Raw genomic sequence first — 21,277 nt, forward strand, 5'->3', positions numbered from 1 at the left:
AGGCCCCACGCCACGCCGCCGCGCGGGCCGCGGCCGCCGAGGGCGCGGCCCGGCGCGACTGGCCTCAACCCAGGCCGTTGAGCAGGCGGCGCGCTTCCTTCGGGGCCGACGAGCTGGTCCCTGCGAGCCGCACCGTGCTCCCGCTCAGGCTGCCCACGCCGCGCACGCCCCACAAGGCGGTGTTGCTGTCGCAGGCCGCCAGGGTTTCTGGCGTGATCTTCACGCCCGGGCGCTGCGCCCGGGCGGGGCCGGGGTCGGGCCGCTGCGGCGAGTAGCGCGCAAAACGCGCCAGCTCCTGCGCTCCACTGTCGGTCGCGCGCGTGCCGCCCACGCTGATCGTGTGCTGCCCCGTGGACAGGCTGTTGAACACGCCGCTGCGGCGGATGGCCGTGGGATTGCCGGGCTGGTCGACCCAGCCGTTCAGGTTGCCCTGGGTGTCGTAGTGCGCGTCTTCCAGGTAGGACTGCCGCGCGCCCGTGTTCACGCCCAGGGCCACGTCGTCGCGCTCCACGTAGGCGTCGAATACCACGGGGGTGCGTCCCCGGTTGCGCAGGGTCACCGTCCACACGCCGCAGGGCGCGAGCGGGTGCTCAGGGTCGTGGCTGGCCGTGCATTCCAGCACCAGCAGGGCACAGGTGCCCCGGCCCAGCGCGGTGCTCGACGGGTAGATCAGCGACCAGATGGGCAGGCCTTGCGCGTTGGCCCACATGCCCGACTGGCCCTGGGTGAGCGTCACCGCCTGATCCGGTCGGTCCGGTGGCGCGACCGACAGGCTCAGGCCTTCGGCGCCGTCGGGCAGCCAGATCTCCAGGAAGCTCTGCGTGTGGTCGTCGGGCTGCACGCGCCAGTGCAGCGCCTGCGATTCGCCGGGCGCCAGCGCGGCGTTGGCGTGCGTGCGGCTCTGGTAGCCGTTGCCCCCAGGCAGGGTGATGCGCAGGCGCCCGCCGAGCTTGTCCACCAGCTCGTCCATGGCCGCTTCGAGCAGCGAGCTGCCGTCGTGCGGCCCGGCCAGGGTGCCCCAGCTGACGTTGACCACGATGTCCGCGTCGGCCGCGCAACGCGAGACGATGTAGAGCAGGCCGTCGAGCACGCTCACGTTCATCGCGCCGCCCGAGGTATCGAGCACGTTGGCCCAGTCGAGCTGCACGGCGACGATGGCGCTGCGGCTGGCGGCGTCGTTGAGGCCGGGGTCGAGCGGTCCGCCGGGCGCGGTGGCCAGGCCGGTGACGTGCGTGCCGTGGTTGACGGGGCGCGCCAGGTCCCAGAGCTGGAAGTACCGGTACACCGCGTCCTCGTCCACCTGGCCGTCGCGCGCGTACTCCGCCCTCACGCGGTCGATGGTCTCGCGGTCGAGCTCGTGGCCGTAGCCCAGGTCGGGCGGCCGGGGGCCGGCGCGGCGCGGGTCCAGCGGCACGCGGCGGTTGTCGGGCGAGCCGGGCCAGCGGCCGCCATAGAAGTTGTCCTGCCGCCAGAAGTGGCGCACGCGCGTGCGGCCCCGGTGATCGAGGAAGGCCGCGTTGGCGATGGCCAGGCCGCCGTCGATGACGCCCAGCACCGGCCCGCGCACGCGCTGGCGCGGCGGTTGCGGGCGGCAATGGGGGGTGCAGAACTCGGTCAGGCCCAAGGGAAGCTGTTCGACCGGCAGGCCCAGCTCGAAGCGCTCGATGAGCGCGCGCAGAGCCGGGTCTTGGCGCCAGTGGCGGAAGAACTCGCGCGAGACGCGCGCGCTGCAGTGGCGCAGGCCCGGCACCAGCAGGTAAGCCAGGGGCACGCGCAGCCAGCGGGTGGCGGTGGCGTTCACCAGCTGGCGCACGTCAACGCCTTCGTGCAGGCCGATGACGATGGGCAGCCACTTGAGTTTTTCCGGCTCGCGGCCATGGACGTGGTAGCCCATGAAACCGTCGGCCTCGGCCCAGGCCAGGTAGGGGTCCATGCCATCGATGGCGCCAGGGGCGGACCAATCGATTCCGGTGAACTCGCCCTTGGGCAGGGGCTTCCAACTCATGGCAGCGCCTCCGCGCCAGGCGCTGCGGCGCGAGGAGCGCCTTCGGGCAGCCGTGCGGCGTTCATGGCCATTCCTTCACGGCTTCCTGCCACAGCCAGGCCAGCAGCGGCGCCTCGCCCACGGCGCGGGCGCGCGGGTCGCGGGTGTAGGGGTAGCCGCTGGCGTGGTCCATGGGGTCGTTCAGGCTGAAGTCCTTGGGCGCGCCGTCGGGCTCGTGGAACAGCGCGGAGTTGAAGCCGCGCGCGTGCACCTTGCCGCTGGTGGCGCGCGCCACGATGAACTCGGCCAGCGCGGTGCCCAGCAGGCGGCCGGCGGCGCTGTCCACCGGGTAGTGCACGCCGGCCACGGTGCGGTTGACGGCGATGCGCGCGGCCAGGCGCTGCAGCTGCTCGCGGCTTTCCTGGCCATTGCCGGGGTGGCGGGCGGTGGCGGGCATGCCGGCGTCCAGCAGGGCCTGCAGCAGGTTCGCGGCCAGGAAGGCCTCGGTGGCGTGTCCGCTGGGCCAGGCGCCGTGCCCCGGGGTGGGGATCATGGGTTGGATCTGCGGCGAGAACTCCACCGGGCGGGTGGTGGAGAACATGAACTTGAAGCGCTGGATGACGCTGGACGTGAGGTTCAAACCGACCTCCAGCAACTGCAGCGTGTACTTGTGCCGGTGCGCGGTGAGGCCCACGACCGAGCCCCAGAACGGGATGGGATAGCCCATCTGCTCGGTGATCTCCAGCGAGCGGTCGCTGCGCAGGTCGGCGTAGGCGGCGACGAGCGAGAGCTGCTTCTTCAGCAGGGCTTCGTCCGGCCCTTTGAGCGTCACCAGCGGCTGCGGGCGGCCCTGGCGGGCGTATGTCAGTTCGGCGCGGTACTGGCGCGCATTCGTATCGAAGCTCAAGCCCTCCATGAGCTCCGAGCCGATGGCTTGCACGCGTGGGCCGTTGTCCCAGCGCTTGAGGTTGGCCGGGTCGTTGAACGCCGGCCATTTGATGCGCAGCACCGGGCCTTCGTAGGGGCCGACGATGGCGGCGCGCGAGAGGGTGAGGGCGTCGGCGGACGCCAGGGCGCCTGGGGCGTTGCCCCCGAAGCCGCCGCTGAACCCGCCGCTGAACCCTCCGCTAAAGCCGCCGCTGAATCCTCCACTCATTGCTTCTCTCCTTCCTGCTGGTTAATTGAGGCCTAAGGCTGACAAAACTTTTGCCGTGCGCTGACGAGTCGGGCTCACAGTTCCCGTCTGCAGATACGTGGCCAGCGTGAGCGACGGCTGAAGCTGTTTGACCAGCCCGAACATCTCGCGCGCCCGCTCGATCTGGCCCAATTCGTAGTGCGCGGTCATCAGCGTACGAATGGTCGGCAGGTGGTATCTGTTCTTCTTCAGCGAGCGTTCGCCATGCTGGATGGACTTCTCCAGCTCTCCCGCGCCCAGGTGGCTGGCGGCCAGCATCATTTCGAAGTAGTAGCGCTGTGGGTCCAGTGGAGACAACTCCAACGCCCGGGAGGCCTCGGGAATGGCATCCGCCGTATTGCCCCACATCGTTGACCAGACGCACCGGTACAGCCAGGCCATGGGGTCGTTGGGATTGGCGTCTGTGGCGGAGAAGAGCAATCGCTGGGATTCGCCTATGTTTTCGCCCAGGTGACACAGCGCGTGGCCCTTGATGGCCATGGCCAGCGAGCTGTGCGGTTCCAGATCGAGTGCGCGGTCGGCCACGCTGACCGCCTCGCGAAAGGCATGGGCGGGCTCCGCCGTCAGGCCCTGCACCACCTGCATGATGTGCCACTTGGACAGCCAGGCCCAGGGCGTGGCCACGCGCTTGTGGCGGTCCACCACGGCCTCCAGCAACTGCTGGCTGCGCTGCAGGTCGCGCGGCGTGGAGCGGTGCATCAGCGTGATGCCGCCCAGCATCAGCGCGTTGCTGTCGAGCTGCGGCACCGGCAGCACCAGGGTGCGCTGCACCATGTGGTGCAGCAAGGCCTCGGAGCAGGCCTCACTCAGCTGGTGGATCAGTTGGCTCTCGGTCTGCAGCAGGTCCATCACCTCGCCGGCCAGGCGATCGGCCCAGACCACCTCGCCGCGGCGGTTGTCGCAGAGCTCGGCGTTGATCACCACCTTGTCGCCGTAGCTCACGTAGCTGCCGCTGAGCGTGTACGCCGCCTCCAGGCGCTGGCCGACCTCGGTCGCGCTGGCCTGGCGGCCGCGGAAGGCGCTGGTGGACAGGCGCGAGATGACGCGCAGGTCGGGGCTGCGCGAGAGCTGGGTGATCACGCCGTCGGCCAGCAGGTCGCCGATGACGAACTGTTCCTGCGAATGGCTGCGCGTCTCGAAGGGCACCACGGCGATGCTGGGACGGAAGTCGCTGGTGGCGGCCTCGGGCGCGGGCATGCGCGGCACCGCGCCCTGGGCGGACACGGGCGTCACCGTCCAGGTGCGCACCGGCTCGGGCCAGTGCTTGAGGTAGCTCTCGCCGCGGTCCTGCACGTCGGCGTCGATGCCGACCACGATGGCGTCGTACACGCTGGCGGTGACCACGGTCTCGCCGGGCATGGCCAGGTCGGCCACACGCGCCGCCAGGTTCACGCCCTGGCCGTAGATGTCGTTGTCGTCGATGTAGAGCTGGGTGGCGTTGAGGCCGGCGCGCAGGTGCAGCTGCTGGGCCGCCGGCAGGTTCCGGTTGGTGTTGTCGAAATGGCGGTGCAGCGCCATCGCGGCGCGCACGGCCTGGGCCGGGTGCTCGAACTCCGCCAGCAGGCCGTCGCCCAGGCTCTTGACCAGGCGGCCCCCATGCGCGGGGAACACCTCGGTGGTGGCGTGGTGCACGAAGCCGCGCCACATCCGCACCACCTGCTCCTCGTTTTGCGCCATCAGCCGCACCGATTCCACCAGGTCGATGACGAGCACCGTCTTGTGTTGCACCGGCGGCAGCTCGACGGCCTGGCCATGGGCTGGCGAGGCAGGCTCGGGGGAGGAGGGCGCGGGTGAGGGGACCATGCAAGCGGATGTGACAAACAATTCAGTTTCGCACAATCGAATTCGTGCGATGGAGCCAATGCCCGATGAACGAGCAGAAACGACAAAGCCGACGGGACGTCGGCTTTGTCGGGTTCACCGCCGTGCTACGGGCGGCAGGGGGATCACTTGAGGTGATCGTTGACCAGCTTGGTCATCTCGAACATGGAGGCCTGGGCCTTCTTGAAGATCTCCTTCAGCTTGGCGTCGGCGTTGATCATGCGCTTGTTCACCGAGTCCTGGAGCTTGTTCTTCTTGATGTAGTCCCAGACCTTCTTGGTCACTTCGGTGCGCGGCAGCGGGTTGGCGCCCACGATGGCGGCCAGGGCGGCGCTGGGGGTCAGGGCTTTCATGAAGGCGGCGTTGGGGGTGCGCTTCTTGGCGGGAGCCTTCTTCGCCGGGGCCTTCTTGGCAGGAGCGGCCTTCTTCGCCGGAGCGGCTTTCTTGGCCGGGGCGGCCTTCTTCGCCGGGGCGGCTTTCTTGGCCGGAGCGGCCTTCTTCGCCGGGGCGGCTTTCTTGGCCGGAGCGGCCTTCTTCGCCGGTGCCTTCTTCGCGGCGGCTTTCTTCGCAGTTGCCATGGTGGATGTCCTTCTAGAAGTTGATGTGTTCGCTTGCGGAAAACGCGCTCTCACACAAGCGACATGATGCTAATGGAGTTGCACGCGGCTTCCAAGGAGGAAGACGCGGTTTTGCGAGGGGTGTCCAGGGGGAAACCGCGCTTTTTGGCGCGGAAAACAACACTCCTCGGGGTGTGCGGCCCGTGGGCCGTTCCTGCGGGGGCACCCGGGCGCGCGCCGGGCGGGTTTGTCTCGACAATGCGCGCGAGTCGAAACCCCTCTCTGCGGAGCCCGCCATGAACACGCCTTCCCCCGCCACCTGCGATCTTTGCGACGCGCACAAGTCGGACGACAGCGGTGCCTTTCGGGTGCTGCCGCCGGTGTGGCGGCACTTTGGTGCGCGCCGCCGCTTCCACGGGCCGGTGAGCACGGTGCAGTGCTTCGAGGACAACTCGCGGGTGAAGGAGGCGGTGGAAAGCGCGGGCGAGGGGCGGGTGCTGGTGGTGGACGGCGGCGGCTCGCTGCGCCGTGCGCTGCTGGGCGGCAACCTCGGCGCGGCGGCGGCGCGCAATGGCTGGGCGGGGGTGGTGATCGACGGCTGCGTGCGCGACGTGGCCGAGCTGGCCGGCAGCGAGGTGGGCATCTGCGCGCTGGCGCCGGTGCCGCTGCCGACGCAGCGGCGGGGCGAGGGGCAACGCGACGTCGCCGTGCGCGTGCAGGGCGTGTGGGTGCGCCCGGGGGACTGGCTCTACGCGGACGAGGACGGGATCGTGGTGGCCGCGACCGCGCTTTAAGCGGCCAGGCCCTTCCAGAGCATGTACGCCGCGAGCGCGTACAGGATGCCCGCGAACACCCGCCGCAGCGTGGCGATGGGCAGCGCGTGCGCCGCGCGCACGCCCAGCGGCGCCATCAGCACGCTGGCACTGGCGATGACCACCAGGGCTGGCACGTAGATGTAGCCCACCGAGCCGGCTGGCAGCCCGCTCACGCCCTGGCCCGAGACCACGTAGCCCAGCGCGTTGGCCAGCGCGATTGGAAAGCCCAGCGCGGCGCTCGTGGCCACCGCGTTGTGGATGGGCACGTTGCACCAGGTCATGAAGGGCACCGAGACGAAGCCACCGCCCGCGCCCACCAGGCCGGACAGAAAACCGATGACGCCGCCCGCACCCAGCTGGCCGGCCGTGCCCGGCATGGTGCGCGTCGGCTGGGGCTTGCGGTCCAGCAGCATCTGTGTGGCCGAGAAGCCCACGAAGAGCGAGAAGAACAGCGCCAGCCAGGAGCCCTTGAGCAGCGCGAACACGCCCAGGCTGGCGAGCGCCGCGCCCAGCACGATGCCCGGTGCCAGCCGCTTCACGATGTCCCATCGCACGGCGCCGCGCTTGTGGTGTGCGCGCACGCTGGAGATGCTGGTGAAGATGATGGTCGCCATCGAGGTGGCGATGGCCATCTTGACGGCCAGGTCGGGCGCGACGCCGCGGCCGTTGAGGATGAGGGTGATGAACGGGACCATCAGCATTCCGCCGCCGATGCCGAGCAGGCCCGCGAGGAATCCGGTTCCCACGCCGAGCAGCGCGAGCTCGGCGATCAACAGGGGTTCAAGTGGCATGAAAAGGTGTCTGCAAGTGAGCGCCGGGTCGTTGGCCTGAACCGGGGTTCAGGTGGGCAAGGGCAGCGCGGCGTCGGGTTCGTCTGACGCGAGACGCTCGCACCAGCCGCGCAATGTACCAAGCCCGGGCTCAATGAGCATTGGTTCAAGGACATGAGAACCCGGCACACACTGCAGACGGGGTTGATTCTAGAAGCACCGGGAAAGCCCTGCGGACCATCGGTCGGTGTGGCCGCGCGCGCTGATGGGCGGCGGCCGTTTCAAGCGGCTCTCGTCAGAGCAGCCGGCCGTCCTTGTCGAGCGTTTGATCGAGCCGGCGCATGAGGTCTTCGACGCGCGAGAGCGTCTGCGGATCGATGGCGTCCTGCTCGAAGCTGCCACCGGCCTCGGCGAAGGCGCTGCCCTCGGCCTGCGCGAAGGACGAGGCCTGGAACTGCTGCTGTTCGGCCTCGCGCTCGGCTTCCTTGCGCTCCAGTTGCGACAGCTCGAACGCCAGGTTCAGCGAAGCCAGCACGGCGATGCGGTCGCGCGCCTTGACCTTGCCCGCGTCGCGGATGCGGCACATGGCGGTGTCCACGCGCTCCACGGCGTCGAGCAGCGCGGTCTCTCCGCCGTCGGGGCAGGACAGCAGGTAGCTCTGTCCCATGATCTGCACCTCGATCTGCTTGAAGCCGGGCCGGTTCATGTGCGCTCCTTGCGTTCTTCGGCGCTGGCGCCGGGCAGCCGCTCCAGCAGCGCGTCGATGCGCGCGCGCGCCGCCATCAGGCGCGACTTGAGCGAGTCGCGCTCGGCCTGCAGCGCGTGCACCTGCTCGACGAGCAGTGCGTTGGTGCGTTGCAGCTCCTCGTGGCGCAGCAAAAGCCGCTCCACCTTGTCGGTGATCTGGTCGATGGGCGAGGGCGCGGCCATGGTCTTTGCGTGGCGAAGGGCGTGGGGCATTGTAGGCGTCACCAAAGGCTTTGCTTAGAATCACGGGCGTTGGTGCTCGCGGCGTGGTTCACGCGCCGCGGTTAAACGGGAAGCAGGAGGGCGCGCTGCCAGCGGCGGCGAACCTAACCTGCGCTGCCCCCGCAACGGTAAGCAGACGAGATGGCCGGCGGCCCCAAGCCGCCGGATGCTCTGCCACCCTCACACCGCCACTGGCCGGCGCCCCGCGCGCCGGCTGGGAAGGCGAGGGTGGTTGGTCTGCCAGCCCGGATACCGGCCAGCGAGGTGGCGGTGCGTCTTCGGGCGCGCCGCCGTGATGCCCATGCACCGTCGGGGAAGGCGGTGAGGGCTTGCCACCGCTTGTTCACAATGAAAATCCCCGCCCCGCGCGCGCCCCAGGTCGCGCTCCCGCTGGCCCTTCTGGCCGCCTTCGGCGTGTCCGCGTCCCACGCCCAGTCCGCTGCCGACGCCACCCTCAAGGAAACCGTGGTCACCGCCACGAGGGTCGAGACCCGCAGCGATGAGCTGCTCAGCGACGTTGTCGTCATCGACGCCCAGGCCCTCGAGCAGGCCGCCGGCCGCACGCTGTCCGAGGTACTGGTGCGCCAGGCCGGCCTGCAGATGAGCGCCAACGGCGGCCGCGGCAAGCAGACCGGCCTGTTCGTGCGCGGCACCGAAACGCGCCACGTGCTGCTGCTGGTCGACGGCGTGCGCTACGGCTCGTCCACGTCCGGTACGCCCAACTGGGACAACATCCCGCTCGGTCTGATCGACCGCATCGAGGTGCTCAAGGGCCCGGCCTCGGCGCTCTACGGCAGCGACGCCGTGGGTGGCGTGGTGCAGATCTTCACCAAGCGCGGCGTGCAGGGCTTCCACCCCGACGCGCGGATCACTGTCGGCAGCGAAGGGCACCGCGAGCTGGCCGCCGGCCTGCGCGGCGGTACCGACAGCTTCACCTACAGCCTGGGCCTGAGTTCGCTGAGCGAAGACGGCTTCTCCTCCACCAACCCGCGCATCGGCGCCAACTACAACCCCGACCGCGATGGCGTGAAGCAGGACAGCGTCTCGGGCTCGCTGCGCTGGCGCCTCGGCGAAGGCTGGTCCACCGACCTGAACTTCACCCAGGCCGACGGCGTCAGCCGCTTCGACCAGGGGCCGGGCACCTTCGATGCCCGCTCCAAGGCGACGACGCGGGTGCTCGGCTGGGGCCTGGAACGCCAATGGTCCACCGACTCGCGCACGCGCCTGAACGTCTCGCGCAGCGACGACGACACCGACAGCTTCGGTGCCCCCGGCGCGCCCTCGGTGTTCGACACCTCGCAGACCCAGGTCACGCTGCAGCACGACTGGAACACCCGCCTCGGCAAGCTGCTCGTGGGCGCGGAGTCGATCAAGGAGGCCGTGTCGGGCACGCAGGCCTACGCGGTGAACTCGCGCACCACCGATGCCGCTTTCGTGGGCCTGACCGGTGGCCTCGGCCAGCACCTGTGGCAGGCCAACCTGCGGCGCGATCAGAACTCGCAGTTCGGTGGCGCCACCACCGGCTTCGCCAGCTACGGCTACCAGCTCACGCCGAACTGGCGCCCGCACATCGCCTACGGCACGTCCTTCAAGATGCCGTCGTTCAACACGCTGTACTACGTGTCGCCGTTCTTCACCGGCAACCCCACCACGCAGCCCGAGCGCGGCAAGAACAGCGAGATCGGCCTGACCTACACCCAGGGCCTGCACGAGGTGAAGCTGACCCGCTTCGACAACCGCGTGCGCGGCTTCATCACCCTGCAGCCGGCGGTGGCCAACGTGCCGCAGGCGCGCATGGAGGGCTGGTCGCTGGGCTACAGCGGCGAGGCCGGCGCGTGGTCCTGGTTCGCGCAGCTGGAGCTGCTCGACGCCCGCAACGTCCGCACGCGCCAGAAGCTGCAGCGCCGCGCCGACGAAACCCTCAGCGCCGGCCTGGACCACCGCCTCGGCGCCTGGAGCTGGGGCGCCTCGCTGCAGTTGGTGGGTGAGCGGTTCGAGAACGCCGCCAACACCATCCGCCTGCCCGGCTTCGGCACGCTGGACCTGTACACGCGCTACGCCATCAACAAGGACTGGTCGCTCGCCCTGCGCCTGAACAACGTGGGCGACAAGGACTACCAGACCGCCAACGGCTACAACCAGCCGGGCCGCGCGGCCTACCTCACCCTGCAGTGGGCGCCCCAGCGATGAGGCACCAGGCGGCGGCCGTTCTCGTGGCGGCCCCGGCCTCGGGCCAGGGCAAGACCACCGTGGCCGCCGCCCTGGCGCGGCTGCACGCGCGCGCCGGGCGGCGCGTGCGCGCCTTCAAGTGCGGGCCCGATTTCCTGGACCCGCACTGGCTCGCGCTGGCCAGCGGCCAGCCGGTGCACAACCTGGACCTCTGGATGACCGGCGAGGACGACGCCCGCGCCCGCCTGCACGAGGCGGCCGGGCAGGCCGATCTGATCGTGGTCGAGGGCGTGATGGGCCTGTTCGACGGCGAGCCCAGCGCGGCCGAGCTCGCGCGGCGCTTCGGCCTGCCGGTGCTGGCGGTGATCGACGCCTCGGCCATGGCCGGCACGTTCGGTGCGCTGGCCTTCGGCCTGCGTCACTTTCGCGCCGGCCTGCCCTGGGCCGGCGTGCTGGCCAACCGCGTGGCGGGCGAGCGCCATGCCCAGCTGCTGCAGGACGCCCTGGGGGAGGACCGCGACAGCTGGCTGGGCGCGGTGAACCGCGACGCCGCCTTCTCGCTGCCCGAGCGCCACCTGGGCCTGACCGTCGCGTCCGAACTGCCCGACGCCCTGGCCCGGCTCGACGCCGCCGCCGACGCGCTGGCGGCCACGCCCCTGGGCGGCATGGACCGCGCCGCGCTGGCGCGCTGGACCGTCTCCTTCGAGGCCCCCGCGCCGCGCCCCGACCCGGGCCGCCCGCTGGCCGGCCGCACCGTCGCCGTCGCGCGCGACGCGGCGTTCTGCTTCATCTACCCGGCCAACCTGGACACGCTGCGCGCGCTGGGCGCCGAGCTGGCCTTCTTCTCGCCGCTGGCCGACGAGCCCTTGCCGCCCTGCGACGCCGTCTGGCTGCCCGGCGGCTACCCCGAACTGCACGCGACCGAACTGGCCGCGAGCCAGCGCTGCCGCGCCGGCCTGGCCGCGCACCTGCAGGCGGGCCTGCCGGTGTGGGCGGAATGCGGTGGCATGCTGTTGCTCATGGACGGACTGCGCACGCACGAGGGCGGCGCCCATGCGATGTGGGGCCTGCTGCCCGGACAGGCCGCGATGCAGCCGCGCCTGGTCGCGCTCGGGCCGCAGCGGCTGGACCTGCCGGCCGGCTCGCTGCGCGGCCACACCTTCCACCACTCGCGCACCGAATCGCCGCTCGCGCCGATCGGCCGCACGGTGCCCCAGCGCGGCGGCGCGGGCGAGGCCCTGTACCAGGCCGGCGGCCTGCGCGCAAGCTACTTCCACGCCTGGTTCCCCTCCAGCCCGGCGGCCACCGCCTCGCTGTTCCTGCCGGAGGCCTCTGCATGAACACCGCCACGCTCGGCCCGCAGCGCATCGTCTGCCTCACCGAAGAAACCACCGAATGGCTCTACCTGCTGGGGCAGGAGGCGCGCATCGTGGGCATCTCGGGCTACACCGTGCGCCCGCGCCGCGCGCGCGAGGACAAGCCCAAGGTCAGCGCCTTCCTGAACGCCAAGATCGACAAGATCCTGGCGCTGGAGCCCGACTGCGTCTTCGGCTTCTCCGACCTGCAGGCCGACATCGCCTCGGCGCTGATCCGCGCGGGCGTGCAGGTCACCGTCTTCAACCAGCGCAGCGTGGCGCAGATCTTCGACATGCTGTACCAGGTGGCCGCGGTGGTGGGCCAGGCCGAGCAGGGCCTGGCCTGGATCGCGCGCACCCGGGCGCGGCTGGCGGCCATGGCCGAGGCGGGGCGCGCCCTGCCGCGCCGCCCGCGCGTGTACTTCGAGGAGTGGGACGAGCCCTGCATCAGCGGCATCCGCTGGGTGTCGGAGCTGGTGGGCATCGCCGGCGGCGACGACTGCTTTCCCGAACTGGCCCTCATGCCGCTGGGCAAGGACCGCATCATCGGCGAGCCCCAGCGCATCGTCGATCGCGCGCCCGACATGGTCGTCGGCTCCTGGTGCGGCAAGAAGTTCCGGCCCGAGCGCGTGGCCGCGCGGCCCGGCTGGCAGGCCGTGCCCGCCGTGCGCGACGGCGAACTGCACGAGATCAAGTCGGCCGACATCCTGCAGCCCGGCCCGGCGGCGCTCACCGATGGCGTGGAGCGGCTGCACCGCCTCGTGATGGACTGGAGCGCGCGCCATGGCTGAGACCATCGCCCGCAGCGAATTCATCCTCGGCGGCCAGCGCAGCGGCAAGTCGCGCCGCGCCGAATCGCTGGCGCGCCGGTGGCTGGACGCCGGCGCCAGCCGCCGCGCCGTGCTGATCGCCACCGGCCAGCCCTGGGACGAGGAGATGCGCGCGCGCATTGCCCAGCACCAGCGCGACCGCGCCGAACGCGTGCCCGGCATGGCCACGGTGGAGGCGCCACTGGCGCTGGCCGAGGCGCTGGGTGAACACGCCTCGCCCGACACCCTGGTGGTGGTGGACTGCCTCACCCTGTGGCTGACCAACCTGCTGATGCCGGCCGAGGGCGGGGCCGCTGACCCCCAGGCGCCCACGCAGGCCCTGCTGGACGCCATCGCTGGCGCGCGCGGCCCGGTGGTGCTGGTGGGCAACGAGATCGGCCTGGGCGTGATCCCCCTGGGCCGCGAGACCCGCGCCTTCGTGGACGCACTGGGCCGCCTGAACCAGGCCGTGGCCGGCGCCTGCGAACGCGTGACCCTGATGGCGGCGGGCCTGCCGCTGACCTTGAAAGCCCCGCGATGAAACGCCCCGCCTTTGCCTGGCTGCTGGGCCTGTGGCTGGCCCTGGCCAGCGCCGCCGCCCCGGCGCACGCCGGTGAGATCCGGGTCGTCGACGACCGCGGCGTGGCCGTGAGCCTGCCGCGTTCGCCGCAGCGCATCGTCTCGCTGCTGCCCTCGCTCACCGAAACCGTGTGCGAGCTGGGGCAATGCCACCGCCTGGTGGGCGTGGACCGCTACTCCAACTACCCGGCCTCGGTGCGCGCGCTGCCGCAAACGGGGGGCGGCATCGACCCGAACATCGAGGCCATCGTCGCGCTGCGCCCCGACCTGGTGCTGGCGGCCACGTCCTCGCGCGGTGTGCCGCGTCTCGAGTCCTTCGGCCTCAAGGTGCTGGCGCTGGAGCCGCGCACCGCGGCCGGCGCGCAGCGCGTGATGGGCGTGCTGGGCCAGGTGCTGGAGGTGCGCGACGCCGAGCGCGTCTGGCGCGCCATCGAGGCCGGCGTGTCGGCCGCGGCGTCTTCGCTGCCGCCGCCGGCGCGTGGCCTGCGCGTGTACTACGAGGTCAGCACCGGCGGCTACGCGGCCGGGCCGGGTTCCTTCATCGGCGAGCTCATGGACCGCCTGGGCGCGCGCAACATCGTGGGGCGCGAGCTGGGCCCGTTCCCGCGCATCAACCCCGAGTACGTGGTGCGCGCCGACCCGGACCTGATCATGATCGGCCAGCGCAACGTCGCCGGTCTGGCGCAGCGGCCCGGCTGGCAGGGCATGCGCGCCTTGCGCGAAGGCCGCGTCTGCGTGTTCAGCGCCGACGAGTCCGACGTGCTGGTGCGTCCCGGGCCACGCATGGCCGAGGCCGCGCGCATCATGGCGCGCTGCCTGTCGGACAAGGGGCGGAAATGATCCACCCCCGCCACGCTTCGCTCGACCCCCTCAAGGGGGCGACACCAGCGGCCCGGCAGAGCCGGTTCCGCGGTGTCATTGGATTGGGGGTGGCGCTGCTGCTGGCCGGGCTGCTGCTGTTGCTGCTGGGCGCGGGCGTGGGCAGCACCGGCTTCGACAGCGTGCTCAACGCGCGCCACGACGCGGTGGCCTGGCAGATCCTGTGGGACATCCGCTTGCCGCGCACCCTGGGCGCCTGGGTCGCGGGCGCGCTGCTGGGCCTGGCGGGCGCGGTGGCGCAGGGCCTGTTCCGCAACCCGCTGGCCGACCCGTACCTGCTGGGCAGCGCCTCGGGCGCCGCGCTGGGCGTGGCCATCGCGCTGGCGCTGTTCGGCGCCTCCACCCTGGCCACGCAGTGGCTGGTGCGCCTGGGCCTCACCGGCGCGGCCTTCCTGGGCGCGGTGCTGGGCGTGGCGCTCACGCTCCTGCTGGCCAAAGGCGTGCAGCAGACCCTGCGCCTGCTGCTGGCCGGTGTCATCGTGGGCGTGGTGCTGGGCGCGGCGCGCGACCTCATCACCATCGCCGAGCCCGACGTGCTGCAGGCCATGCAGGGCTTCATGCTGGGCAGCACGGGCTTCGTGGGCTGGCCGGCCTGCGGCGTGATGGCGGCCATGCTGCTGGTGGCGCTGGGGGTGTCCGCCGCGCTGGGCCGCGTGCTGGACGGCCTGGCCCTGGGCGAGGCCACGGCCTTGAGCCTGGGCCTGCCCCTGGGCGCCGTGCGCGTGGTGCTGGTGGCGGTGCTGGCCCTGGCCACCGGCGCGGCCGTGGCGCAGACCGGCCTGATCGCCTTCGTGGGCCTGGCCGCGCCGCACCTGGTGCGCTCGCTGGTCAAAACCACGCACGCGCGGCTGGTGGTGCTGAGCGCCTTCATGGGCGGGCTGCTGCTGATGGCGGCCGACGTGCTCGCGCGCTGGGTCATCGCGCCGCAGGAACTGCCCGTGGGCGTGCTCACCGCGGTGCTGGGCGGCAGCTACCTGCTGTGGCTGATGCACCGGCGCCGCCGGCCGGGGGGTGGGCTGTGAGCCCCCACGCTCCACCGCTGCGCGGGTCGCTGCGCCCCGAGGGGGCTGATCCGGCTTGGGGCGGCCCGGCGCCGGATCGTGTGAGCGCCGCGCTGCAAGCCAAAAACATCGGCGTGTCGCTGGGCGGCGTCGAGGTCCTGCATGGCATTGAGCTGAGCCTGCCCGCCGGGCGCTGGACCAGCGTGGTCGGCCCCAACGGCGCGGGCAAATCGACCCTGCTCAAGGCCCTGGCCGGGCTGCTGCCGCACAGCGGCCAGGCCGAGCTGCTGGGGCGGCCTTTCGCCAGCTGGCGCGGCCGCGAACGCGCGCGCCGCCTGGCCTGGCTGGGGCAGGGCGAAACCGGCGCCGAGGACCTGAGCGTGTGGGACGTGGCCATGCTCGGCCGCCTGCCGCACCAGCCCTGGCTGGCCCCGCCGTCCGAGGCCGACCGCGCCGCCGTGGAGCAGGCCCTGCGCGCCACCCAGGCCTGGGACTGGCGCGAGCGCGCCCTCGGCGCGCTGTCCGGCGGCGAGCGCCAGCGCGTGCTGCTGGCGCGCCTGCTGGCGGTGAACGCCGACGTTCTGCTCATGGACGAGCCCCTGGCCAACCTGGACCCGCCGCACCAGGCCGACTGGATGCAGCTCGTGCGCGGTCTCGTGGCCCAGGGCAAGACCGTGGTGAGCGTGCTGCACGAAATCGGCGTGGCCCTGCACGCCGATCAGATGGTGATCGTGGCCGCTGGCTGCGTGCGTCACCAGGGCGCCTGCGAAGCCGCCGCCACCCACCGCGCGCTGGAAGCCGTGTTCGACCAGCGCATCGCCATCCACCCGCTGGGCGACCAATGGGTTGCCTTGCCCCGTTGATTCTCAGGAGCCGCCATGCAGATCGAAGCACCCCCCGTCGACCGCGACACCCCCAAGCCGCAAGGCGAACGCCGGGGCCTGGTCATCGTGCACACCGGCAACGGCAAGGGCAAGAGCACGGCCGCCTTCGGCCTGGCACTGCGCGCGCACGGGCGCGGCAAGGCGGTGAAGGTGTACCAGTTCATGAAGGTGCCGTCGGCGCGCTTTGGCGAACACCGGCTGTTCGAGCAGCTGGGCATTCCCATCGAAGGCCTGGGCGACGGTTTCAGCTGGAAGAGCCGCGACCTGGACCACTCGGCCGAACTCGCGCGCGCGGGCTGGGCCAAGGCCGAGGCCAGCATCCGCTCGGGCGATCACTTCATGGTGGTGCTCGACGAAATCATGTACCCGCTGCGCTACGGCTGGGTCCCGCTGGACGCGGTGCTGGCCTGCCTGCGCGAGCGCCCGGCCGCGGTGCACGTGGTGCTGACCGGGCGCGGCGCGCCGGCCGAGCTGGTGGAGCTGGCCGACACGGTGACCGAGATGGCGCTGGTCAAGCACCACTTCCAGGCCGGCGTGCCGGCGCAGCGTGGCATCGAGGACTGATGAAACGCGCCGCATGACCACCACCACCGAACTCATCGTCTGCACCACCTGCCGCCCGCCCGGCGCGCCGCGCGAGGGGCTCGCCGCGGGCGAAGAACTGCTGGACGCCGTGCGCTGGGCCCAGGCGGACGGCCCCGCGAGCGCCATGGCCAGCGTGCGCGTGCGCGGCGTGGCCTGTCTCGGCGGCTGCTCGCGCGCCTGCACCGTGGCGCTGCAGGCCCCCGGCAAGGCGAGCTACCTGTTCGGCGATCTGGGGCCCGACGCCGAGACCGCGCGCCAGGTGCTGCAGTGCGCCGCCCTGCACGCCGCCTGCGCCGACGGTCAACTGCCCCGCCAGGCCCGGCCCGAGCGGCTGCGTGGCGGCTTGCTGGCGCGGCTGCCCGCCCCGCTGGCGGCGAGCGAGGCATGAGGGCGCGCGCGGGAGGCGCCGATTGATGGAGGTGTTCGGCCCGTTGTCCGCGCCGGTCATTCCCCTGGCGCTGCTGCTGGCGCTGGCGCTGGACCGCGCGCTGGGCGAGCCGCCCGCGCGCTGGCACCCGGTGGTGGCCATGGGGCACTACCTCGGCTTCATGGGCCGGCGCGTGGCGCCGCGGGTGGGCGCGCCGCCCCGGCCGGCGCGGGCCTTCATCGGCGGCGCGCTGGCCTGGGGCCTGGGCGCGCTGGGGGTACTGGCCCTGGCGGTCGCGCTGAACCGGCTGGTGGCTGGCTGGGCGCTCGGGGCGCAGGCGCTGGCGCTGGGCGCGCTGCTCAAACCCCTGCTGTCGTGGCGCATGCTGCGCGACGAGGTGGCGGCGGTGGAGGGCGCCCTGGGCGAATCGCTGGCCGCCGGTCGCGCGCGCCTGGCCTGGCTGGTGAGCCGCGACGTCACCACGCTCGACGCCTCTCAGGTGCGCGAAAGCGCCATCGAATCGCTGGCCGAGAACCTGAACGACTCGGTGGTGGCGCCGCTGTTCTGGTTCGCGCTGGCGGGCCTGCCGGGCGCCGCGCTCTACCGCTTCGCCAACACCGCCGACGCCATGTGGGGCTACCGCGGCGAGCGCCAGGGCCGCGACTGGACTTGGGCCGGCAAGTGGGCCGCGCGCGCGGACGACGCGCTGTCCTGGCTGCCGGCGCGCCTCACGGCCCTGCTGCTGAGCCCGCTGCGGCTGTGGCCCGCGCTGGCGGGCGAGGCCGCCCGCACGTCCTCGCCCAACAGCGGCTGGCCCATGGCGGCCATGGCGCTGGCCTTGGGCGTGCGCCTGCGCAAGCCCGGCGTGTACGCGCTCAACGCCGACGGGCGCGCGCCCGAGGCCGCCGACACCCGGCGCGCGCTGCGCCGCGCCGGCCGCGCGCTGGCCGGGCTGGTGGCGCTCGCGCTGCTGTGGGCCTGGTTCGAATGGAGCCCCTGGACATGAGCTTCCCGACCCCCGCCGCGCATGGCGGCCCCGACGCGCTGGGCGCGCCTGCGCACGACTTCTCCACCAACGCCAACGCCCTTGGGCCCTGTCCCATGGCGCTGCTGGCCATCGCGCGGGCCGATGCCTCGCGCTACCCCGATCCCGCCAGCACGCGCCTGAAGGCCGCGCTGGCCGACTTCCACGGCGTGGCCCCCGAGCGCTTGCTGCTGCTGGCCAGCGCGAGCGAGGGCATCCAGCGCTTCTCGGCCTGGGCCGCGCGAACGGCGGGCGCCTGCGTGTGGCTGCCGCCGCACCACTACGGCGATCTGTCGCGCGCCGCCGGGGCCTGGGGACTCGTGCGAACGGACGACCCGGGCCGTGCGCGCCTGCTCTGGGCCTGCGAGCCCTCGTCGCCGCTGGGCCAGGCCGAGGCCGGCCTCGCCGAGCGCGTGGTCGGCCTGCGCCCGGACCAGGCCCTGGTGCTCGATCAGGCCTACGCGCCGCTGCGCCTGAGCGGCGCGCCTTCGCTGGACGGCGCCGCGCTGGACCGCGTGTGGCGCCTGGTCTCGCCCAACAAGGCCCTAGGCCTCACCGGCGTGCGCGGCGCCTACGCCATCGCGCCGCTGGCCGCGCGCCAGGCCATGGCCGAGCTGGAGGCGCTGGCGCCGTCCTGGCCGCTGGGCGCGCACGCCGAGGCCATGCTCATGGCCTGGACCGCGCCCGACACCCAGCGATGGCTGGGCGACGGCCTGGACACCTTGCGCGAATGGAAGGCCGCCCAGGCCGCGCTCTGCGAATCGCTGGGCTGGACCGTGCTGCCCAGCGAGGCCAACTATTTCGTCGCGCGCCTGTCCGAGGCGAGCGACATCGAGTCGCTGCCCGGCTTGCGCCGCGACCATGGCGTGAAGCTGCGCGACGCCGCCTCCTTCGGCCTGCCGGGCCAGGTACGACTGGGCGTGCGTTCACCCGAGGATCAAGCCGCCCTGCGCGCGGCCTGGCCCCGCGCGCGCGGCGGCGACAATTCCGCGCGGTGACGGCCCCCGCCGCCGCCTTGAGAGAGAAAGACCCCCCATGCAAGACACCGCCGAACAGACCATCCGCCTCATGCCGCGCGCCAGCGCGGCACCGTGCGCGCCGTCCACCGACCGCTGGAGCGTCGAGGCCATCGAGGCCCTGTTCGATCTGCCCTTCGCCGACCTCATCCACCGCGCCCAGACCGTGCACCGCGAGCACCACGACCCGCACGAGGTGGAACTGGCCACGCTGCTGTCCGTCAAGACCGGCGGCTGCCCCGAGGACTGCGGCTACTGCCCGCAGTCGGTGCACTTCGACACCGGCGTGCAGGCCGGCAAGCTGATGGCCGTGGACGCCGTGCGCGAGGCCGCGCAGCGCGCCAAGGCCGCGGGCGCCACGCGCTTTTGCATGGGCGCGGCCTGGCGCGCGCCGAAAGACCGCGACGTGCAGGCCGTGGCCGAGCTGGTGCGCGCCGTCAAGGCCGAGGGCCTGGAGGCCTGCGCCACCCTGGGCATGCTGGACGAGGGCCACGCCGAGCAGCTGCGCGACGCGGGCCTGGACTACTACAACCACAACCTCGACAGCGACCCCGACTTCTACGGCGACATCATCTCCACGCGCGACTACCAGGACCGCCTGGACACGCTGGCGCGCGTGCGCGGCGCGGGCGTGAAGGTCTGCTGCGGCGGCATCGTGGGCCTGGGCGAGTCGCGCCGCCAGCGCGCCGGCCTGGTCGCGCAGCTCGCCAACCTGTCGCCCGACTACCCCGAGTCGGTGCCCATCAACCACCTGGTGAAGGTGGCCGGCACGCCGCTGGCCGACCAGCCCGACCTCGACCCCCTGGAGTTCGTGCGCACCATCGCGGTGGCGCGCATCACCATGCCGCGCGCGCGCGTGCGCCTGTCGGCCGGGCGCCAGCAGATGGGCGAGGCCGTGCAGGCCCTGTGTTTCCTGGCCGGGGCCAACAGCATCTTCTACGGCGACAAGCTGCTCACCACCGGCAACCCCGACGTGGCGGCCGACCAGGCGCTGCTGGACAAGCTGGGCCTGCGCGCCCGGCGGGGCTGACGCCATGGCCGCGGTTTGCGTGATGGTGCTGGGCACCAGCAGCGGGGCGGGCAAGAGCTGGATCGCCACCGCCCTGTGCCGCCACTACGCGCGCCAGGGCCTCAAGGTGGCGCCGTTCAAGTCGCAGAACATGAGCAACAACGCGCGCGTGGTGGCCGGGCCCGGCGGCGCCTGGGGCGAGATCGGCAGCGCGCAGTACTTCCAGGCCCTGGCCGCGCGTGCCGAGCCCGACGTGCGCATGAACCCGGTGCTGCTCAAGCCCGAGGCCGACACCCACAGCCAGTTCGTGCTCCTGGGCCGCGTCGACGAGGCCATCACGCGCCTGCCCTGGCCGCAGCGCGGCGCCAAGGCCTGGCCGGCGGTGGCCGAGTCGCTGCGCGCGCTGCGCGCCGAGAACGACGTGGTGGTGATCGAGGGCGCGGGCTCGCCGGCCGAGATCAACCTCATGCGCCATGACATCGTGAACCTGCGCATCGCGCGCGAGGCCGAGGCGCGCTGCTGGCTGGTCACCGACATCGACCGCGGCGGCGCCTTCGCGCACCTCTACGGCACCTGGGCGCTGCTGCCGCGCGCCGACCGCGCGCGCCTGCGCGGCTTCGTGCTCAACAAGTTCCGCGGCGACGAATCCCTGCTCGATCCCGCGCCGCGGCGGCTGCAGACGCTCACCGGCGTGCCCACCGTTGGCGTGATTCCCATGCAGTGGCACCACGGCCTGCCCGAGGAGGACGGCGTCTTCGACGACCGCTCGCACGCGGCCGGCGCGGTGCACACCAGCATCGCCGTGGTCGCCTGGCCGCGCATCAGCAACCTCGACGAGTTCCAGCCGCTGAAGAACCTGCCTGGCGTGCGCCTGCGTTGGGTGCGCTCGCCGGCCGAGGGCGCCGGGGCCGACGTGATCGTGCTGCCCGGCAGCAAGGCCACGGCCGCCGACCTGGCCTGGCTGCGCGCGCAGGGCCTGGACCGCTGGGTGGCCGAGCACGCCGCGCGCGGCGGCCGCGTGCTCGGCGTGTGCGGCGGCCTGCAGGTGCTGGGCGAGGCGCTCATCGACACCGAAGGCATCGACGGCAACGCGCCCGGCCTGGGCCTGCTGCCGCTGGTCACCACCTTCGAGCGCGACAAGACCGTGCGCCGCACCGAGGCGCGTTTCGGTACCGTGCACGGGCCCTGGTCTGCGCTGTCGGGCGTGCCGGTGCGCGGCTACGAAATCCACCACGGCCAGACCGCGCCGCACCCGGCCCTGCAGGCGGCCGGACAGACGGCGCACGAGGCCATGCCCGGCCTGGCCTGGCAAAACCGCGACGGCAACGTGCTGGGCCTGTACCTGCACGGCCTGTTCGAGGACGATCGCGTGCTTCAGGCCCTGTTCGGTGCCCGCGTGCCCACGCTGGAGACAGTGTTCGAGCGCCTGGCCGACACCCTGCAGGCCCACGTGGCCCCGGGCGCGCTGGACGCGCTCATCGCTTCATGA

At 72.4% G+C, this 21,277-nt stretch carries 21 protein-coding genes and 1 riboswitch; of the genes, 14 read left to right on the plus strand and 7 right to left on the minus strand.

Features of this window, described 5'->3' with window-relative positions:
• Positions 1-64: 64 nt before the first annotated feature.
• From DY262_RS05325 to DY262_RS05340, 4 genes are all read right to left on the minus strand, one after another.
• Positions 65-2,005 (minus strand): S8/S53 family peptidase, encoded by a 1,941-nt coding sequence (locus tag DY262_RS05325; protein WP_116957911.1) that lies wholly within the window; start codon positions 2,003-2,005, stop codon positions 65-67.
• A 61-nt stretch (positions 2,006-2,066) separates the two neighbouring features.
• Positions 2,067-3,140, minus strand: coding sequence for a phosphatase PAP2 family protein (locus tag DY262_RS05330; protein WP_116957912.1), 1,074 nt, complete (start codon positions 3,138-3,140; stop codon positions 2,067-2,069).
• Between the two features lie 21 nt (positions 3,141-3,161).
• Positions 3,162-4,982, minus strand: coding sequence for an adenylate/guanylate cyclase domain-containing protein (locus DY262_RS05335; protein ID WP_116957913.1), 1,821 nt, complete (start codon positions 4,980-4,982; stop codon positions 3,162-3,164).
• A gap of 143 nt (positions 4,983-5,125) precedes the next feature.
• Complete coding sequence (locus tag DY262_RS05340) at positions 5,126-5,578, minus strand: SWIB/MDM2 domain-containing protein (RefSeq protein WP_070397840.1); 453 nt, start codon at positions 5,576-5,578, stop codon at positions 5,126-5,128.
• 275 nt (positions 5,579-5,853) lie between these two features.
• Here DY262_RS05340 and rraA point away from each other — a divergent pair, with 275 nt between their 5' ends.
• On the plus strand, positions 5,854-6,351 hold the full coding sequence (gene rraA / locus DY262_RS05345; protein ID WP_116957914.1) for a ribonuclease E activity regulator RraA: 498 nt from the start codon (positions 5,854-5,856) through the stop codon (positions 6,349-6,351).
• Here rraA and DY262_RS05350 read toward each other — a convergent pair.
• The 3 genes from DY262_RS05350 to DY262_RS05360 all read right to left on the minus strand — a co-directional run bounded on the left by DY262_RS05350 (position 6,348) and on the right by DY262_RS05360 (position 8,072).
• Complete coding sequence (locus DY262_RS05350) at positions 6,348-7,163, minus strand: sulfite exporter TauE/SafE family protein (protein WP_116957915.1); 816 nt, start codon at positions 7,161-7,163, stop codon at positions 6,348-6,350. The genes rraA and DY262_RS05350 overlap by 4 nt on opposite strands.
• A 274-nt stretch (positions 7,164-7,437) precedes the next feature.
• Complete coding sequence (locus tag DY262_RS05355) at positions 7,438-7,848, minus strand: cell division protein ZapA (RefSeq protein WP_070397837.1); 411 nt, start codon at positions 7,846-7,848, stop codon at positions 7,438-7,440.
• Positions 7,845-8,072, minus strand: a complete 228-nt coding sequence (locus DY262_RS05360) for a DUF904 domain-containing protein (RefSeq protein ID WP_070397836.1) — start codon at positions 8,070-8,072, stop codon at positions 7,845-7,847. Before DY262_RS05360 ends, DY262_RS05355 begins: the two co-directional genes overlap by 4 nt.
• Positions 8,073-8,125: 53 nt before the next feature.
• Positions 8,126-8,385, plus strand: a riboswitch (cobalamin riboswitch).
• Positions 8,386-8,459: 74 nt separating this feature from the next.
• Between DY262_RS05360 and DY262_RS05365 the strand changes: the two genes are divergently transcribed.
• The 13 genes from DY262_RS05365 (at position 8,460) to DY262_RS05425 (ending at position 21,277) form a co-directional block, all read left to right on the plus strand.
• On the plus strand, positions 8,460-10,301 hold the full coding sequence (locus DY262_RS05365) for a TonB-dependent receptor domain-containing protein (RefSeq protein WP_116957916.1): 1,842 nt from the start codon (positions 8,460-8,462) through the stop codon (positions 10,299-10,301).
• The gene (locus DY262_RS05370; RefSeq protein WP_116957917.1) at positions 10,298-11,620 is read left to right on the plus strand and encodes a cobyrinic acid a,c-diamide synthase CobB; all 1,323 of its coding nucleotides are present in this window, start codon (positions 10,298-10,300) and stop codon (positions 11,618-11,620) included. Before DY262_RS05365 ends, DY262_RS05370 begins: the two co-directional genes overlap by 4 nt.
• The gene (locus DY262_RS05375; protein WP_116957918.1) at positions 11,617-12,426 is read left to right on the plus strand and encodes an ABC transporter substrate-binding protein; all 810 of its coding nucleotides are present in this window, start codon (positions 11,617-11,619) and stop codon (positions 12,424-12,426) included. The genes DY262_RS05370 and DY262_RS05375 overlap by 4 nt, the downstream gene beginning before the upstream one ends.
• On the plus strand, positions 12,419-12,985 hold the full coding sequence (cobU, locus tag DY262_RS05380; protein WP_116957919.1) for a bifunctional adenosylcobinamide kinase/adenosylcobinamide-phosphate guanylyltransferase: 567 nt from the start codon (positions 12,419-12,421) through the stop codon (positions 12,983-12,985). The genes DY262_RS05375 and cobU overlap by 8 nt, the downstream gene beginning before the upstream one ends.
• Positions 12,982-13,863, plus strand: coding sequence for an ABC transporter substrate-binding protein (locus DY262_RS05385; RefSeq protein ID WP_116957920.1), 882 nt, complete (start codon positions 12,982-12,984; stop codon positions 13,861-13,863). Before cobU ends, DY262_RS05385 begins: the two co-directional genes overlap by 4 nt.
• Positions 13,860-14,924 carry a FecCD family ABC transporter permease gene (locus tag DY262_RS05390; RefSeq protein WP_245980823.1) on the plus strand — a complete coding sequence of 355 codons (1,065 nt, stop codon included), beginning with the start codon at positions 13,860-13,862 and terminating at the stop codon, positions 14,922-14,924. Before DY262_RS05385 ends, DY262_RS05390 begins: the two co-directional genes overlap by 4 nt.
• A gap of 80 nt (positions 14,925-15,004) precedes the next feature.
• On the plus strand, positions 15,005-15,766 hold the full coding sequence (locus tag DY262_RS05395; protein WP_116957921.1) for an ABC transporter ATP-binding protein: 762 nt from the start codon (positions 15,005-15,007) through the stop codon (positions 15,764-15,766).
• Positions 15,767-15,781: 15 nt separating this feature from the next.
• On the plus strand, positions 15,782-16,351 hold the full coding sequence (gene cobO / locus DY262_RS05400; RefSeq protein ID WP_116957922.1) for a cob(I)yrinic acid a,c-diamide adenosyltransferase: 570 nt from the start codon (positions 15,782-15,784) through the stop codon (positions 16,349-16,351).
• Between the two features lie 13 nt (positions 16,352-16,364).
• Entirely contained in the window at positions 16,365-16,760 is a 396-nt protein-coding gene (locus DY262_RS05405) for a DUF1636 family protein (protein WP_116957923.1), read from the plus strand.
• Between the two features lie 25 nt (positions 16,761-16,785).
• A complete protein-coding gene (gene cbiB, locus DY262_RS05410; protein ID WP_116957924.1) occupies positions 16,786-17,745 on the plus strand; it encodes an adenosylcobinamide-phosphate synthase CbiB in 960 nt (319 codons plus the stop codon).
• Entirely contained in the window at positions 17,742-18,761 is a 1,020-nt protein-coding gene (locus DY262_RS05415; RefSeq protein WP_116958018.1) for an aminotransferase class I/II-fold pyridoxal phosphate-dependent enzyme, read from the plus strand. The genes cbiB and DY262_RS05415 overlap by 4 nt, the downstream gene beginning before the upstream one ends.
• 70 nt (positions 18,762-18,831) lie before the next feature.
• Positions 18,832-19,809 carry a biotin synthase BioB gene (bioB, locus tag DY262_RS05420; protein WP_116958019.1) on the plus strand — a complete coding sequence of 326 codons (978 nt, stop codon included), beginning with the start codon at positions 18,832-18,834 and terminating at the stop codon, positions 19,807-19,809.
• A gap of 4 nt (positions 19,810-19,813) precedes the next feature.
• A complete protein-coding gene (locus tag DY262_RS05425) occupies positions 19,814-21,277 on the plus strand; it encodes a cobyric acid synthase (RefSeq protein ID WP_116957925.1) in 1,464 nt (487 codons plus the stop codon).

The sequence above is a fragment of the Hydrogenophaga borbori genome, assembly GCF_003417535.1.
Classification (GTDB): Bacteria; Pseudomonadota; Gammaproteobacteria; order Burkholderiales; family Burkholderiaceae_C; genus Hydrogenophaga; species Hydrogenophaga borbori.

Coding starts and splice junctions, on each gene's coding strand:
- DY262_RS05385 (WP_116957920.1), top strand. CDS start 12,982: ATGAAACGCCCCGCCTTTGCCTGGCTGCTGGGCCTGTGGCTGGCCCTG.
- DY262_RS05360 (WP_070397836.1), bottom strand. CDS start 8,072: ATGGCCGCGCCCTCGCCCATCGACCAGATCACCGACAAGGTGGAGCGG.
- DY262_RS05415 (WP_116958018.1), top strand. CDS start 17,742: ATGAGCTTCCCGACCCCCGCCGCGCATGGCGGCCCCGACGCGCTGGGC.
- DY262_RS05330 (WP_116957912.1), bottom strand. CDS start 3,140: ATGAGTGGAGGATTCAGCGGCGGCTTTAGCGGAGGGTTCAGCGGCGGG.
- DY262_RS05375 (WP_116957918.1), top strand. CDS start 11,617: ATGAACACCGCCACGCTCGGCCCGCAGCGCATCGTCTGCCTCACCGAA.
- cobU (WP_116957919.1), top strand. CDS start 12,419: ATGGCTGAGACCATCGCCCGCAGCGAATTCATCCTCGGCGGCCAGCGC.
- DY262_RS05390 (WP_245980823.1), top strand. CDS start 13,860: ATGATCCACCCCCGCCACGCTTCGCTCGACCCCCTCAAGGGGGCGACA.
- bioB (WP_116958019.1), top strand. CDS start 18,832: ATGCCGCGCGCCAGCGCGGCACCGTGCGCGCCGTCCACCGACCGCTGG.
- DY262_RS05425 (WP_116957925.1), top strand. CDS start 19,814: ATGGCCGCGGTTTGCGTGATGGTGCTGGGCACCAGCAGCGGGGCGGGC.
- DY262_RS05340 (WP_070397840.1), bottom strand. CDS start 5,578: ATGGCAACTGCGAAGAAAGCCGCCGCGAAGAAGGCACCGGCGAAGAAG.
- rraA (WP_116957914.1), top strand. CDS start 5,854: ATGAACACGCCTTCCCCCGCCACCTGCGATCTTTGCGACGCGCACAAG.
- DY262_RS05335 (WP_116957913.1), bottom strand. CDS start 4,982: ATGGTCCCCTCACCCGCGCCCTCCTCCCCCGAGCCTGCCTCGCCAGCC.
- cbiB (WP_116957924.1), top strand. CDS start 16,786: ATGGAGGTGTTCGGCCCGTTGTCCGCGCCGGTCATTCCCCTGGCGCTG.
- DY262_RS05370 (WP_116957917.1), top strand. CDS start 10,298: ATGAGGCACCAGGCGGCGGCCGTTCTCGTGGCGGCCCCGGCCTCGGGC.
- DY262_RS05325 (WP_116957911.1), bottom strand. CDS start 2,005: ATGAGTTGGAAGCCCCTGCCCAAGGGCGAGTTCACCGGAATCGATTGG.
- DY262_RS05365 (WP_116957916.1), top strand. CDS start 8,460: ATGAAAATCCCCGCCCCGCGCGCGCCCCAGGTCGCGCTCCCGCTGGCC.
- cobO (WP_116957922.1), top strand. CDS start 15,782: ATGCAGATCGAAGCACCCCCCGTCGACCGCGACACCCCCAAGCCGCAA.
- DY262_RS05405 (WP_116957923.1), top strand. CDS start 16,365: ATGACCACCACCACCGAACTCATCGTCTGCACCACCTGCCGCCCGCCC.
- DY262_RS05350 (WP_116957915.1), bottom strand. CDS start 7,163: ATGCCACTTGAACCCCTGTTGATCGCCGAGCTCGCGCTGCTCGGCGTG.
- DY262_RS05355 (WP_070397837.1), bottom strand. CDS start 7,848: ATGAACCGGCCCGGCTTCAAGCAGATCGAGGTGCAGATCATGGGACAG.